The sequence below is a fragment of the Rhodococcus sp. RS1C4 genome (genome assembly GCF_002258225.1).
Taxonomy (GTDB): domain Bacteria; phylum Actinomycetota; class Actinomycetes; order Mycobacteriales; family Mycobacteriaceae; genus Rhodococcoides; species Rhodococcoides fascians_E.
On sequence record NZ_NOXZ01000023.1, the window covers coordinates 36705 to 51584 of the forward strand.

Consider the following 14880-nt stretch of genomic DNA (forward strand, 5'->3'; position numbering starts at 1 on the left):
CGCCGCGTCGTTTATGTGGCAACGAGTGCGTCGACGAGTGCTCGGATGGCCGGGCTGGAATCTGCACTGCGGCGCCAGACGGCGTGCAGTTCACGGGTTGGTGGGCGACGCAGTTCGAGGGATACAAGGTGTTCGCCCAAAGGGGGACGTGCGAGTCGAGGGATGAGTGCGACGGCGTTCGTCGACGCCACCAAGGCGAGTTGGCTGGAGAAGTCGTCGACCAGGTGCCGGACGTCGGGACTGTCCGGCAGGTCGGCGACGACGCGTCGAAACCATTGGTGGCACACGGTTCCCGGTGGACTCGTCACCCAGGTGAGACCGGTCAGTGCGGAGGCGGGCAACGGGTGAACTTCGCGGGTGAGTGGGTGATCTCGATGGACGACGATGTCGCCGATGTCGGTGTGCAACGACCGTCGGTTCAGAGACGGCGGTGTGGGGGCGATGAGTCCGTCTGCGTCGTGCACGAGGGCGATGTCGGCGACACCCGAATCGACGCTGTGAATCGCGCGGTCTGGATCTTGTTCGGTGATCTGCAGGCTCAGCTGTGGGCATGCCGCGCCGAGGGCGCGCATCGCCGGAGCAAGCACACCGCGGATGGCGGTGGAGAAGGCTGCGACCCGCAGAGTGCCGCGCGGTGCACCGTCGGCCACGGAACGTGCGGCTTCGGCGCATCGTTCCAGTGCATCGAAGACGTCGGGAGAGGAGTCGACGAGTGCCTGGCCTGCCGGTGTCAGCACGACACCGCGCCCTGACTGCGCGAGAACCCGAAGACCCAGCTGGCGTTCGAGTCGCTTGATCTGCTGTGAGACGGCAGAGGCCGTGAAGCCGAGTTCGTCGGCGGCCTTCGCCAGGGTGCCGAGGGTGGCCACCGACTTCAGAGCGTGTAGCGATGCGACGTCGACCATGAAGCGATGCTACGCATTATCGGCGAAAAACCATCGCTGGACCGAAAGCTTACTGCGTCGCACACTTCTGTGCATGACCACCGAACAGCTCTTCGGCACCAACTGCGTCGCCATGGTGACGCCGATGACCAAGGATGGAGAGCTCGACGAGCACTCCCTCGGCAGGCTCGTCGACCATCTCGTCGCCACGGGGTGCGACGGAATCGTCGTCGCAGGCACGGCGGGGGAGGCGCCCACGCTGACGGACGCCGAGACGGAGAAGCTCGTCGCCGCGGTGGTGTCGCGAGTCGACGGACGAGCGAAGGTGACGGCCGGCGTCGGAACCTACGACACCGCGGCCAGCGTCGCGCGGGCTCGTCGCGCGGAAGCGGCGGGCGCCGACGGACTGCTCGTCGTCTGTCCCTACTACTCGCGCCCCACGCAGGCTGGCGTCGTCGCGCACTGCACTGCCGTCGCCGACGCGACGAATCTCCCGGTGATGTTGTACGACGTGCCGGCGCGGTCCGGCACGGCGTTCTCGCCCGAATCGTTGATTCTGCTGGCCGAGCATCCGCGAATCCGAGCGGTCAAGGATGCCAAAGGTGACCTGTACGAGGCCTCGACGGTGATGTCTCGGACATCTCTCGCCTACTACTGCGGAATCGACGAGCTCAACCTGGCGTACTTGGCAATCGGCGCAACAGGACTCGTCAGTGTGGTGGGCAATCTCGTCGGCGATCGGAACGCGGCCCTCGCGGATGCGGTGCGGCGAGGTGACCTCGTCTCCGCTCGTCGAATCCAGAACGAACTGCTCCCGCTCACCGACGCCGTCATGCGTACGTCTCAGGGCGCGATCATGGCCAAGGCAGCGCTGGCGGAGATCGGCGTCATAGACTCTGCGGCAGTGCGACTTCCGCTGCTCGAATCGCCTCCGGAGGATCTTAGACGCCTGTCCGCCGCGACGAGAGAGTGCTGAACGGCGTTCTACAGCTTTCTGAGCCTCGTCAACTGGACAGCGCTGCCGATTGCCACGATGGGCCAACACACGATGGCGATCCACTCGCTGGTGGAACGTTCGCCGTGAGTGATGTCGTAGATCGCCAATACGGTCAGTGCGATACCGATCACGAGGGTGATCCAGTTGAGCCGCATGCGCGTTGCCGTCGACGTGGTTGTCATGGGAAGAAATGTACGACCGGACGGCGGGTTTTGCTCCCGAATTGTCCAGATGAGCGTGCCGGTGCGGTACGCCGACGGCGTGCGGCGTCCGGTCCGGGGTTAGTGTGACCCGGAGACTCGGACAAAGGGTGTGGGATGAGCGTCGTCGACGAAAAAGCCGGTAGATCTCCGTGGGAACCGCAGGAGATGCCGCGGCCGAACCGGGCAGCACGGCCGGATGCGGACCCGTTCTACGTCGCGCCCGACGGCTTCGAGGAGGCTGCGCCGGGTGATGTCCTGCGGTTCCGTGAGGTCGAGGTGGCGCTGTACGGGAAGATTCCGCAGCAGGTCGACGCGTGGCAACTGCTGTATCGGACGTCCGATCTCCACGGATCGCCGCAGGTCAGCGTCACCACCGTCTTGATGCAGCGCGGAGCGGTTGCCGAAACTCCGCGCCTCCTGTCGTATCAGTGCGCGATCGACGCGGTGTCGGCCACGTGCTTTCCGTCGTACGCGCTGCAGCGGGGCGCAAAAGCGTGGGGCGCGGTTCCGCAATTCGAGTTCGTCCTGGTGCTGCATGCGCTGCGCCGCGGCTGGGTCATCTCGATCCCGGACCACGAGGGTCCGGACGGGCACTGGGGCTCGCCCCGTGAGCCCGGCTTCTTCATCCTCGACGGGGTCAGAGCCTCGTTGCGGTTCGCACCGGCCGGACTGACCGACGACACCAAGGTCGGTCTGTGGGGCTACTCGGGCGGAGGGCTCGCGACGTCCTGGGCTGCGGAGATGGCCCCCGAGTACGCACCGGAGATCGCACTGGTCGGGGCGGCCCTCGGCTCACCCGTCGGCGATCCTGCGTCGGCTTTCACCAGGCTGAACGCGACGTTGCACGCCGGTCTGCCCACCTTGGTGGTCGAAGGGTTGCGTAGGACGTACCCGGATCTGGACAGGGTGGTCAGAGCCCACGTCAATGCCGACGGGCTGGCGTTGCTCGAGTCGGTGGACGACCTGACCACCGTCGCTGCCGTGCGCAAGCTCGCGAAGCACGATCTGGACAGGTACATCGACATTCCGCTCGCGGATCTGCTGGCCACACCGGAAATCCTCGAGGTGTTCGAGGCTATTCAGCCCGGCAGAACCGCTCCCACCGTCCCGATGCTCGTGGTGCAGGCCGTCCACGACCAGATCATTGCCGTCGACGATGTGGACGGACAGGTCGACCGCTACCTCGACAACGGGGTCCACGTCACGTACCTGCGGGACCGACTCAGCGAACATCTGTCCCTGCACCCCCTGTCCGCTCCGCTCACCCTCGACTGGCTACAGGACCGGTTCGACGGACGCCCGGTGCCGCCGTCGGGCGTCACCACGGTCTGGTCGACGGCGTCGTCCTTCGGCGCGGTCCGTGACCTTCTCGCGCTGGCGTGGTCGACGACGATGGCGGTCCTGGGCCGCCGGCTGTGAGTGAAAATGTGTCCTGGGGGACACATTTCCACTCACCTGGGGTCTTGCTTCTGCTGCTCTCGTTCGGCGCAGGTGCGACGGATGCGTTCGCCTTCCTCGCACTCGGCGGCGTTTTCACCGCGAACATGACGGGCAATCTGGTGCTCGTCGGACTGGTCGGCCGGGACGATTACCTTGCCAGCCTGGTCGGGGCCGCGATCGCCATCGCTGTGTTCTTCGTGGTCCTGCTGGCAGGGTTCCGCTACGCGCACCGCTCCGAGCGCGTCCCGACGTTGCCGTTGCTGGGGACGGCTGCGGCCGTCCAGGTGCTCACCCTCATGGGGTGGTGGCTCGATGTAGGCGCCGTCGTCGCTCTGGTGGCGATGTCCGCGGCGGCGATGGCGTTGCAGACGGTGGTCGCGCGCTCGTCGCTCCCCGAGGGCGGATTGTCCTCGACGTTCGTCACCGGAACGATGGTCAACATAGCCGACGACCTGGCCCGGGGCAGGACCGAGCATCTTGCGCTCAGGCTGGGCGCGATTGCCGCCTTGGTCGCGGGATCGTTCGCCGGTGCCCTGTCGATTCACGCCGAACCCCGACTCGGTCCCCTCGTAGCCGCGGTCGTCGCCTGTATCGGGTTGGCCCTGGCCGCTTTCGTCGTTCGCCGCTGACTTGCGTTGCGGCCTGCCGAGGTCGATACTCGAACTAATAGTTGTGCATCTACAAGTATTGGATTTCGATGAGCGAACTGACCAAGCGGCACCGCTACCTTGTGCTCGCAATCTGCTGCATGAGCTTGTTTCTCGTCAGCATCGACAACACGATCGTCAACGTCGCGCTGCCGGCGATCGGGTCCGACCTGCGGGCATCGGTGTCGGGTCTCCAGTGGATCATCGACGCATACACCTTGGTGCTGGCGTCGCTGCTGATGCTCGGCGGCTCGAGTGCGGACCGGTTCGGCCGCAAGAAGTTCTTCATGATCGGTACGGCACTGTTCATCGCCGGATCGTTGCTGTGCAGTGTCGCGCCGTCGTTGGGCTGGCTCGTCGCGTTCCGCATGGTGCAGGCCGTCGGAGGGTCGATGATGAACCCGGTGGCCATGTCGATCATCACCAACACCTTCACCGATCCGAAAGAACGCGCAGGAGCGATCGGAGTGTGGGGTGGCGTGGTCGGAATCTCGATGGCGGGAGGCCCGCTCATCGGCGGCGCACTGGTCACGTCGGCGGGTTGGGAGTCGATCTTCTGGGTGAACGTGCCGATCGGCCTGATCGCGCTGTTCATGACGTGGAAATTCGTTCCCGAATCCAAAGCGGCGCATGCACGACGCTTCGACCCGGCCGGGCAGGTGTTGATGATCGTGCTGCTTGCCAGCGTTGTGTTCACCATCATCGAGACGCCGACGAAGGGATGGTCTTCGCCGACGATCCTTGCCACTGCCACCATCGCTGTGGCGTCACTCCTCGGATTCCTGTACGTGGAGACACATCGGACCGAACCCCTTGTGGAACTGAGCTTCTTCCGCAGCGTTCCGTTCTCCGGGGCGACCGTCATCGCGGTGTGTGCGTTCGGGTCGCTCGGCGGATTTCTGTTCCTCAACACGCTGTATCTGCAGGACGTGCGCGGATATTCGCCGCTGCACGCCGGCCTCTACACGCTCCCGATGGCGTTGATGACGCTGATCCTCGCGCCGATATCGGGTCGGCTCACCGGCTCTCGCGGACCTCGAATCTCGCTGGTGGTGGCAGGAGTCGGCTTCATCGTTTCGTCCCTGATGCTGACCCAGCTGACGGCGACGACGTCCTTCGCGTGGCTTGCTCTTCCCTACCTCGTGTTCGGTATCGGATTCGGGATGGTCAACGCACCCATCACCAACACCGCTGTGTCCGGAATGCCCCGTAGCCAAGCAGGAGTCGCGTCGGCGGTGGCATCGACGTCTCGGCAGGTGGGCCAATCGCTCGGTGTCGCAGTGGTGGGGTCGATCGTCACCGCCGGTCTCGTCGGCACCTTCGCCGACGGGTTCGTCGACGCCGCCCGTTCGGCGTGGTTCGTCATGACTGGTGCCGGAATCATCGTCCTCGCACTTGCTTTCGTCACGACCGGTTCGTGGGCTCGCGGCACAGCAGAGCGGGTTGCGGATCGGTCGTCGGAGCTCGTGGCATGAGCGCGGAGGACGTGTGGGGTGACATCCGTACGCTTGTCTTCGACCGAGCCGATCCGCACCGCGCCGTGGTCGCGGCGACAGGAGAGAGCTTCTATCGGTGCAAGGTACTTCGGCGACTGGTGCCCGGCCCTCTGTCGGCCGGAGCGCTCGCGGAACGACTGAACACCGACCCGCCGTATCTCTCGGTGACGCTGAAAGAGTTGGAATCTCGTGGATACGTGGTACGCACCGAAGACCCTGCCGACCGGAGGCGCAGGGTCGTCGAACTCACCGACTCCGGACGTGAGCTGGCCGACCGGGCGAATGCTGCACTGAACGCACCGCCCGCGGAGTTCGCGAATTTATCGGCCGACGAATTGGGGCAACTCGAGACGTTGATGGGTAGGCTGCTCCGAAGCTGACAGGCAAACCTGGTGCTAACTCTCGGTACCCGGCATCCGGTCTGCACCCCAGCTGCGTTCGATGTAGCCGATGGTGTCCTGCACTGCCGATGCGGGAACCTTGTCCGGCTCGCCGTTCTCCAGCGGATCGGTGTGGAAGATGTACAGCCGAGACGCGAACTGCTCGAACGGAAGTGAGCCTTCGCCCGCTTTCTCGCCGTTACCGGCCGTGCCGACGACGACGCCGTCGCCCCAGTCCTGACCGCTGTCGTTGTTCGGGTTGAAGAAGTAGACCCGCATGACAGCGTCGGGGTCGGGGGCGACGCGCAGGATCGTGATGGCGTGCCACCCGATGTACCGTGCGGCGCTGTCGGTGACGGCGACACCCGCAGGCTGGGGGTGCACCAGCGGTTGGCCCCCGTTGTATTCGAGATGGTACGACGCGTAGAACTGCCGAACGAAGTCGTCCAGGTCGATCAGGTTGCCCGTTGCGACATCGACGTCGATGTTGAATCCGCGTGCGGACCACCAGCCGTGGAACTCCGGGTTGACCCACTTGTGCGGATCCCCGGGGCGGTCGGCGCACCTACGAATCATCTCTGCGTAGATGCGATCCAGATGCGGAACCAGGAGCTGCGACACAGGATCCAGGTCGAGGGGAGCAGTGGTGGCCACGCCACCGGAGCTGTCCTTCGACGACAGTGGCTGCCCCTCGAAGTGCATGACGATCTCGTCGTCGCGCGCGGCCCACACCACCATCTGCAGGAGGTAGTCCGGGTCGTTGTACGCCCACATCGACAGCGCGCGAGCGGACTGGCACGTCGGATTGTCGCCCTGCCCGACGCCCAGCGGTTGCCCGAGCATCGACAGAAGCCCACCGAGCAAACGGGATTCGGGCTCCGGCGTCGGGCCGAACACGTCGACGAGCCGCTGACGTACGCCTGGTTCCAGTCGAAGCGCCAGCTGCCGCCACAGCGACGGCACGATCGGCGGTTGGTGCAGGATGCCGCGGTCGAGCATCAGGGCGATGCCGTACAGGCATTGCGCGGCATCGGGATGCACGGCTTCGACGATCAAGCAGTGGACCAGCTCCGGGTACCGCTGAAGGCAGGTACGTCCGGTCTCGGAGACGCCGAGTGCTTCACCGAGCAGATAGGTGTTGTGCTCGATCAGGAATCGAACCAGCGTCGCGTGGTACGGCGAGACCAGACCGGTGTCGTGCATGGCCCGGGCGAACCCGCGAGCCTCGAACTCGAGACCCTCGGCGTCCATGGCGTCGAGGCGTGAGCGATACACGTCGACGCCCGGATCCTCGCGGCACGCCTCCGTCGGACCGAACAACGCCGAGATCAATCGATCCAGACCTTGCCCCGATGCCCCGAGATCCACCTCGGGGTCCTCGCGGTACACCGCGATGCGGGTCACCATGGCTTTGATGTGGTCGACCTGAATGGGCCTCTGCCGCAGTACCCGCCAGATCTCGTCGCCCAATTTGTCGAGAACGCTGTCGTATCCGATCTGGTCGGCGACGTAGCCGAACAGATCTCGGATGAGGTGCGCGACCCGGCCGAGCTTCACGCGCTCGGCCTCCGACGGTGCGGAGAACAGCACCTCGAGGTTCATCGCCAACACTTGCGACAGAAAGTGTTTCGCGTCCTCGGCACTGACCGAAGGGTGCGTGTACTCGCCTGCAGCGATTGCTACCAGTCGAAGCTCGCTCGTCGCCTCGAGGACGACGGTATCGATCACACCACTGCGCAGGGACGGCCCGACGAAACCGGGCACCAGGATGTCCGGATGCGCCCAGTCGGTACCGGTGAACAGCCCCGCTTCGTCCAACGCTGCGGCACGTTCACGGACTGCTGCGCATCCACCGCGTTGCAACAGAACTCGATGCAGCGCGTCGAGGACACGTTTGACCTTGGTGGTCTTGGAGAATTCAGGGGCCCCCGCCAATGCTTCGGTGGCGTGGTCGAGTTGTGCGACGCGACTGACCAGCGCCTGGTCGACGGGTGGGTCCAATGTCTGTGACGGACCGGTCGAGAAGTCCCCGAAGTCTTGCCTCACACGTAGAAGTCCAGTTCTTCCTGATGCTTCAGCAGGTCACGCATGCGGTACGGGTCGTCGCCGAAGAAGTACAGCAGACCCCAGTGCGTGCCGAAAGCTGTTCGCTTGGTGACGGTTTCCTCGACGGGTGCCGAGAGGTCGTTGGTTTCGTAGTAGTCGTGCTCGGCGGTTTCGGCAGGAATCTCGAGGTGGCTGACGACGCGCCGGCGTGGGTACACGCCGAAACAGCCGGCGATGCCGGTGGCGTCCTCGACCTCGGTCGGGAAGAACGCGTCGATCTCTTCCTCGGTGGTCTTCGGGTCGAACGCCAGCGCGAGCCCTTGGTAGGCGTTGAAGCCGTAGGCACGCTCGAGGAGCTCGAACACCTTGAAGCCCGGTGGCCGGTACGCGACTTCACCGAAGTACATCTCGCCGTCGCTGGTGACGAAGTATTCCGGATGCACGAATCCGAACTCGATGTCGAAGGTCTTGATGAGCTTCTCGATCTGCGCGGTGATCTGCGGCCGGTACTTCTCGAGCTCCGGAGTTGCGGGCACGAACACCGAGTACCCGAGCGTCACGTACTCGGAGATGTTGAGGAACTTGATCTTTCCGTTGTGGATCCACGCTTCGACGGCGAATTCCCAACCATCCAAATGCGATTCCATCAGCACCGGGAACTCGTCGTCGGGAATGGAGTCGACCTCGTCGGGAGTGCGGATGACGCGGTGCCCGAGGCATCCGGCCTTGTCGAAGGCCTTGAGGTGGATGGGATCGTTGGGGTCACCGTCGAGCTTGAGCAATGTCTGATTGACCCGGCGGAGGAATCGGACGACGTCTTCTCGGTCGTGCGCCTCCTCGAAGATGCCGACGCGGATGCCGCCGAGCTGCGCGCGACGCTTCATCAGCGCCTTGTCTCGCAGCAACATCGCTTGACCGAACAACCGTGGATTACCGAGCAGAACGGAGTTGATGGCACCCGCCCACTCGACAGTTTCCTCGTACAGCGGGATCGCGACGTCGACACCGCGATCCTGCAGTGCCTCGGCGATCTCGAGCGAACGGTCGTTGATGCGCTCGAAGTTCCAGGAGATGTACGGAATGTCGTGTTCGGTGCAGTACTGCTCGGCCCATTCGGGTGCCACGACCACGTACCGACGGTCGAATGCATCCAGGGCCTCCACCGCGGCGAGACTCCAGCCCAGTAGTGCGACGTAGCCCTTCTCCGGATTCTTCTCCAGTCGTGTGGGCTGCGGCATACATGGTCCTTTCCGTCGGAAACGTGTCGTCAGGTCGTCCCGTCCACCGTACAGAGGGCAGTGCGCAGGGCAAATCGCGCACGCGTGTCCCCGTCGCGACGTGCGGTGGTCACCGCCGGGCTAGCGCTGGTTGACGTCGACGGCGCCGCGGACGAGATCCGAGAAGCCTTTCTCGTCGACGACGTCTCCGGAGTGGATGTCGATCGCACGGCGCGTTCCGGCGTCGAGGCTGGCGTTGAAGATGCCCGACGGATCGGCTACGGACGCGCCCTTCGCGAAGGTCACCTTGACTTTGTCCTTGTAGGTCTCGAGCGTGCAGAGCAGCCCGTCGAGGCTGAACGTGGGCACGCCGTCGGGGTTGGACGGCTTGCGCCACTTCACTTCCTCGGTGACGCCTGGGGCCGCGGCGAGAATCAGTCCTCGGAGGGTGTCCACGGTGTCGATCCGCCAGTCTGCGCTCATGGCGAAAGACTACTGGCGTCGGCGCCACAATCGCAGGACGACGTACGTGTTCGCGACGAGAACCGCGATGTACGGCACCACGAACAACGGCGTGCCCGACGGTGTCAACGCCGAGACCCAGTCGGCCGGGTCGCCGTCGACGACGGGGCGGAACAGGTCGGTGATCTCGGCGGTGACGAGAACGGTCATGCCGAGGATTGCAGTGATGTTGCCGAACGTCGACACCGCCCGGCCGGCCCGAAAATCGCCGATCATCACCAGTGCCGCCACGCAGGCGACGATCATGATGGGAGCGAACACCGTCAGGCCGAACACCGCATACAGATTCCAGTCGCCCAGTGCGCCGGGAAGAAGATCCTGATGGTCGATCAGTGCTACGACCGGCATCGTCAGAACCAGAACGAGTAGCGGCGCAACTCCGACGGTCAATACCCATTCGATATCGCGAGGGCTGCGGGTGCGGTGCCCGACGGCCGTCGTTTGGGGGTATTTGTCCGCTTCGTGCACGGACCTACAGTGCCATACGCGCAGGTGAGATCGAAACGGTTCTCCGCAGGCCAGGCCCGGGATCTGCAAGAATCGACCGATGATCGACGACGTAGGGCTACGACGGGATTCGCTCGTGCGGATCCTGGAGGTCGTGCGCGGCCTGGGCGTCGGCGAGGGATTGGAAGTCACCCTCGCGCGCGTCGCTGCAGCCGTCGTCGATGTGCTGGGTTTCGGTGCCGTCGTCGTCAACGTCAAGGTTCCGGGCGGCGGCCTCGTCGTCTCGACGGCGACAGGCCCTCCCGAGGTCCGCGACATGGTCGGCGAGACGATGACGCACGAGGTGTGGCTGGGTCTGCTGGACGCATGCGAGCGGTGGGGAGAACTACGGTTCCACGAGAACCTGGCGGAGGTCGATGCTCTCGGAGGCGTGTCCTATCGTGACCCGCACCGAACTCACTACCTCTCCGCATCGCCGGATGGTGAGCGGAGGATCTGGCAGCCCGAGTACGCGCTTCTGGCGCCGATGTGGGCCGGGGAGAACGCGCTGCTCGGTGTTCTGAGCGTCGATCTCCCGATCTCCGGGCTGATCCCGGACGCCGAGCAGTGCGCGATGTTGGAATTGTTCGCAGGCCAGGCCGGCGCAGCCATCGCGGAAGCGGCGAGGATCGGTGATGCCGAGGACCAGCAACTGCAGTACCGCGCAGTGTTTCTCGATTCGCCGATTCCGACGGCGATGCTCGGGCTCTACTCCACCGTCGTCGAGGTCAACAGGGCGTTCGAGGAGCTCACGGGGCGGATCGAGTGCGAGCTCCGCGGTCTCGATCTGACCGCGGTGTTCGGCGCCGAGACCAGGCACGCAGGCGTCGAGGACCGTCGCGTGTTACGTGTGGACGACGAGGAACGATGGGCGCACGTCCGGGTCCAGCGCATCGAAAGTGCTTACGGCACAAGGTTCGTGTGCACTGCCGAGGATCGCAGCGCATCACACCTCGCTCTCGACCACCTGCGCCTGCGCGCGGAGCGCGACGACCTCACCGGACTCGGGGTCAAGAGCCTCGCGATGACGGAACTTCGTGATCGGCTCGAGCATCAGGCCGAGGACGACCTCGTCGCATTCCTGTTCTGCGATCTCGACGGCTTCAAAGCCGTCAACGACGGGCACGGCCACCTCGTCGGCGACCGCGTTCTGACGGAAATTGCTGCGTGCCTGCGTGAATGCGTCGAGGACGGTGACCTCGTGTGCAGACTCGGCGGCGACGAATTCGGGATCGTCGCCACCAGGACAACGGTGGACGGCATCGAGGATCTCGCGCGCCGCTGCGTCGGGAAGCAGAGTTCCGTCCACGGCAGGATGTCCGTCGGAGTGTGCATCGTCCCGGCGGGGAGCGGCAGGACGGCCGAGGCGGTGGTCGAGGCCGCCGATTCGATGCTCTATCGGACCAAGGGCGACGGCGGTGGCAACTGGCGGAGCACCGTGCTCGGGCCGGCTGTCGGGAAGCTCAGCTGATTTCTTGACTCCTCTCGGCGGGCTGTGCGAACCTGAAACGGTGACCGAGCGATCGCTCGGTCGGCCCAACTTCGAGGAGCGCGCCGGTGTCGATCGATCTGACGTATCCGCCCCAGGTCCAGACCGTGATCGACAAGACTCGGACGTTCGTTCGTGAGACGGTGTTGCCGATCGAGGACAAGTTCCTCGGAAACATCGCCGATGCGGGCGGAGACGAACTGCGGATTTCTTTGCAGCAGGCAGCCAAGGATGCAGGCGTCTTCGCGCCGCACGCGCCCGTCGAATACGGCGGGCTCGGACTGAACATGAGCGATCGCGCTCCCGTGTTCGAAGAGGGCGGCTACTCGCTGTTCGGTCCCGCTGCACTGAACATCGGCGCCCCCGACGAAGGCAACGTGCACATGCTCGCCCACATCGCATCCCAGGGCCAGAAGGAACAGTTCCTCGCGCCCCTGGCGTCCGGCGACGTGCGCTCCGCGTTCGCGATGACCGAGCCGGCCCCCGGTGCAGGCTCCGACCCGTCGGCCTTGACCACGGCCGCAGTCAAAGTCGACGGCGGATGGAAGGTCGACGGGCAGAAGTACTTCATCACGGGCGCGGACGGCGCCGGGTTCTTCATCATCATGGCCAGGACCGCGGGCAAGCCGGGTGACCGCGGCGGTGCGACGATGTTCCTCGCGCCGGCCGACACCCCCGGCATCAAGGTCGGCAGGCACATCGGAACCCTGGACAAAGCAATGATCGGTGGACACTGCGAGGTGTTCTTCGACAGCGTCTTCGTCCCCGACGAGAACGTGCTCGGTGCCGTCGACGAAGGCTTCTCCTACGCGCAGGTCCGCCTGGGACCGGCGCGCATGACCCACGTGATGCGATGGCTCGGTGCCGCCCGCCGCGGCCACGACATCGCCGTCGATCACGTAGCGCGTCGAGAGGGATTCGGATCCACGCTCGGCGATCTCGGTATGGTGCAGAAAATGGTCGCGGACAACGAGATCGACATTGCCGCGACGCGCGCGCTGCTGGTACAGGCCTGCTTCGCCCTCGACCAGGGATCACACGCTGGGAACGAGACGTCGATCGCCAAAACCTACGCGGCCGAGGCAATTTTCCGCATCGTCGACCGCAGCATTCAGATGTGCGGCGGACTCGGAGTGTCCGACGACCTGCCGTTGGCCAGGTTGTCCAGGGAAGTCCGCCCGTTCCGCGTCTACGACGGACCCTCCGAGGTACACCGCTGGGCCATCGCCAAACGAGTCGTCGGCGCAGCCAAGAAGGCAGCGCGTCAGGCCGCCGACAAATGACCGAACTCCCAGGAATGAACACTCCCGCTCTCGCCGTGTTTCTCGGCGAGAACGGCGTGGCACTCGACGGCGAGCTGCGCGTCGAACTGATCAGTGGCGGCCGATCGAACCTCACCTACAAGGCGTTCGACGACACGAACGCCTGGGTCGTTCGCCGTCCCCCGACGAGCGGTCTCACCCCGTCGGCACACGACATGGCCCGCGAGTGGGCAGTGACCAGTGCGCTGCAATCCACCGACGTACCCGTCGCCAGGACCGTGGCCTTCGACCGCGACGGAGATGTATTGGGCGCTCCGGCAACTGTTGTCGAGTTCGACCCGGGTACGGTCATCAGAACCCGCGAGGACCTGGACGCCCTGTCCGACGACGACGTCGCGGCCAACACGTCCGAACTGATCCGCGTACTCGCCCGCCTGCACCACGTGGACTACGACGCAGCGGGCCTCGGCTCGTTCGGCAAGCCCGCGGGATTCGTCGGGCGCCAGGTCAAGACATGGGCTCGCCAGTGGGAAGCCGTCAAGACGCGCGACCTCCCCGATGTCGAGAAGTTACGGGACAAACTGGAAGCGGCGGTACCGTCGTCGTCCGGTGCGTCCATCGTGCACGGCGACTACCGGGTCGACAACGTCATCCTCCGGCGCGGGAATCCAGGTTCCGTTGCCGCAGTGGTGGACTGGGAGATGTCCACCCTCGGCGACCCGCTCACCGACGTCGCCCTGATGTGCGTGTACCGGCAACCGGTGTTCGACGCGGTCCTCGGCACGGCTGCGGCGTGGACCAGTGACCGCTACCCGTCCGCGGACGAACTCGCCGAGATGTACAGCCGAGAAACCGGTTCCGGATTGTCCGACTGGAACTTCTACCTTGCCCTCGCCAACTTCAAACTCGGCGTCATCGGCGAAGGCATCACGCACCGAGCGTTGTCCGGCTCCGACTCCGGGCCGGGGGCAGCGTCGGCAGCAGAAGCAACACAGGAATTCATGGCGTCGGGACTCCGCGCGATCGAGGGGAAGAAGTGAAATCTGCACTGGTCACCGGTGGATCGCGCGGCATCGGTCTGGGAATCGCCACTCGCATGGCGCACCTGGGCTACTCGTTGACGATCACGGCGCGCGATGCCGCCGCTCTCGAGGAGGTCGCCGAAGACCTCGGGAAGGCAGGTGCTCCCCAGGTGGTGACGGTGGCCGCCGACCTCGCCGACCGGGACGCCGCCGACCGAATCACCGGCGCGCACGCGAACGCGTACGGATCCATGAACGCACTGGTCCTCAACGCAGGCGTCGGAACGGCAGGCCGCATCGAGGACTACCCGATGCGCCGCTTCGACAAAACACTCGACGTCAACCTCCGGGCGCCGTTCCACGTGCTGCAGAACTCGATCCCGCTCATGCGCACTGCCGTCGACGCCGACCCGGACAACGGAGCCAAGGTCATCGCCCTCGCATCCATGGCGGGCGTCTACTCCGAAGCAGGACTCGCCGTCTACGGCGCCACCAAGGCGGCCATGCTGTCGCTCGTCGAAACCCTGAACGCCGAGGAAAGCGCCAACGGCATCAGCGGAACGTCCATCGCGCCCGGTTACGTCGACACCGACATGAGTGACTGGACCAAGGACAAGATCCCCGGCGAATCCATGATTCGGGTCGACGACATCGTCGAACTCGCGGCCGGCATCCTGTCCCTCTCCTCCCGTGCAGTCGTACCTCGCCTGGTGGTCACCCGCGCCGGGGCCGGGCTGGGAGCGTAGCCGATAACAATCGAATGGATTGGTACACCCGCTTTCGATTGAA

The 14880-nt window shown here is 65.1% G+C and carries 15 protein-coding genes; 9 read left to right on the plus strand and 6 right to left on the minus strand.

Going from position 1 to position 14880, the window contains the following annotated elements; translation table 11 throughout:
• Window positions 1–11: 11 nt before the first annotated feature.
• Complete coding sequence (locus CH289_RS10930) at window positions 12–905, minus strand: LysR family transcriptional regulator (RefSeq protein WP_094727904.1); 894 nt, start codon at window positions 903–905, stop codon at window positions 12–14.
• 73 nt (window positions 906–978) lie between these two features.
• Here CH289_RS10930 and dapA point away from each other — a divergent pair, with 73 nt between their 5' ends.
• Complete coding sequence (gene dapA, locus CH289_RS10935) at window positions 979–1860, plus strand: 4-hydroxy-tetrahydrodipicolinate synthase (protein ID WP_094727905.1); 882 nt, start codon at window positions 979–981, stop codon at window positions 1858–1860.
• A gap of 8 nt (window positions 1861–1868) precedes the next feature.
• On the opposite strand, the gene CH289_RS27995 is transcribed toward dapA, so the two are convergent.
• Complete coding sequence (locus CH289_RS27995; RefSeq protein ID WP_141215417.1) at window positions 1869–2063, minus strand: hypothetical protein; 195 nt, start codon at window positions 2061–2063, stop codon at window positions 1869–1871.
• Between the two features lie 135 nt (window positions 2064–2198).
• Here CH289_RS27995 and CH289_RS10940 point away from each other — a divergent pair, with 135 nt between their 5' ends.
• The 4 genes from CH289_RS10940 to CH289_RS10955 all read left to right on the plus strand — a co-directional run bounded on the left by CH289_RS10940 (window position 2199) and on the right by CH289_RS10955 (window position 6047).
• Complete coding sequence (locus CH289_RS10940) at window positions 2199–3503, plus strand: lipase family protein (RefSeq protein WP_033190036.1); 1305 nt, start codon at window positions 2199–2201, stop codon at window positions 3501–3503.
• Between the two features lie 44 nt (window positions 3504–3547).
• The gene (locus CH289_RS10945) at window positions 3548–4153 is read left to right on the plus strand and encodes a YoaK family protein (RefSeq protein WP_256977136.1); all 606 of its coding nucleotides are present in this window, start codon (window positions 3548–3550) and stop codon (window positions 4151–4153) included.
• Window positions 4154–4221: 68 nt separating this feature from the next.
• Window positions 4222–5646, plus strand: a complete 1425-nt coding sequence (locus CH289_RS10950; protein WP_094727906.1) for an MFS transporter — start codon at window positions 4222–4224, stop codon at window positions 5644–5646.
• Entirely contained in the window at window positions 5643–6047 is a 405-nt protein-coding gene (locus CH289_RS10955; RefSeq protein ID WP_037183275.1) for a MarR family winged helix-turn-helix transcriptional regulator, read from the plus strand. The genes CH289_RS10950 and CH289_RS10955 overlap by 4 nt, the downstream gene beginning before the upstream one ends.
• A gap of 15 nt (window positions 6048–6062) precedes the next feature.
• Here CH289_RS10955 and CH289_RS10960 read toward each other — a convergent pair whose 3' ends face one another.
• The 4 genes from CH289_RS10960 to CH289_RS10975 form a co-directional block, all read right to left on the minus strand.
• Window positions 6063–8048: a hypothetical protein gene (locus CH289_RS10960; RefSeq protein WP_094727907.1), complete on the minus strand. Its 1986-nt coding sequence runs from the start codon at window positions 8046–8048 to the stop codon at window positions 6063–6065.
• A 41-nt stretch (window positions 8049–8089) separates the two neighbouring features.
• The gene (locus tag CH289_RS10965) at window positions 8090–9331 is read right to left on the minus strand and encodes an ATP-grasp domain-containing protein (RefSeq protein WP_020111081.1); all 1242 of its coding nucleotides are present in this window, start codon (window positions 9329–9331) and stop codon (window positions 8090–8092) included.
• Between the two features lie 120 nt (window positions 9332–9451).
• Window positions 9452–9793 carry a DUF1801 domain-containing protein gene (locus tag CH289_RS10970; protein WP_020111080.1) on the minus strand — a complete coding sequence of 114 codons (342 nt, stop codon included), beginning with the start codon at window positions 9791–9793 and terminating at the stop codon, window positions 9452–9454.
• 9 nt (window positions 9794–9802) lie between these two features.
• A complete protein-coding gene (locus CH289_RS10975) occupies window positions 9803–10300 on the minus strand; it encodes a hypothetical protein (protein ID WP_019662783.1) in 498 nt (165 codons plus the stop codon).
• Window positions 10301–10379: 79 nt separating this feature from the next.
• Here CH289_RS10975 and CH289_RS10980 point away from each other — a divergent pair, with 79 nt between their 5' ends.
• The 4 genes from CH289_RS10980 (at window position 10380) to CH289_RS10995 (ending at window position 14837) form a co-directional block, all read left to right on the plus strand.
• Complete coding sequence (locus tag CH289_RS10980) at window positions 10380–11789, plus strand: GGDEF domain-containing protein (RefSeq protein WP_094727908.1); 1410 nt, start codon at window positions 10380–10382, stop codon at window positions 11787–11789.
• Between the two features lie 86 nt (window positions 11790–11875).
• Window positions 11876–13090, plus strand: coding sequence for an acyl-CoA dehydrogenase family protein (locus tag CH289_RS10985; RefSeq protein WP_094727909.1), 1215 nt, complete (start codon window positions 11876–11878; stop codon window positions 13088–13090).
• Window positions 13087–14109, plus strand: coding sequence for a phosphotransferase family protein (locus CH289_RS10990; protein WP_019662786.1), 1023 nt, complete (start codon window positions 13087–13089; stop codon window positions 14107–14109). Before CH289_RS10985 ends, CH289_RS10990 begins: the two co-directional genes overlap by 4 nt.
• Window positions 14106–14837, plus strand: a complete 732-nt coding sequence (locus CH289_RS10995; protein WP_037183266.1) for an SDR family oxidoreductase — start codon at window positions 14106–14108, stop codon at window positions 14835–14837. The genes CH289_RS10990 and CH289_RS10995 overlap by 4 nt, the downstream gene beginning before the upstream one ends.
• Window positions 14838–14880: the final 43 nt, after the last annotated feature.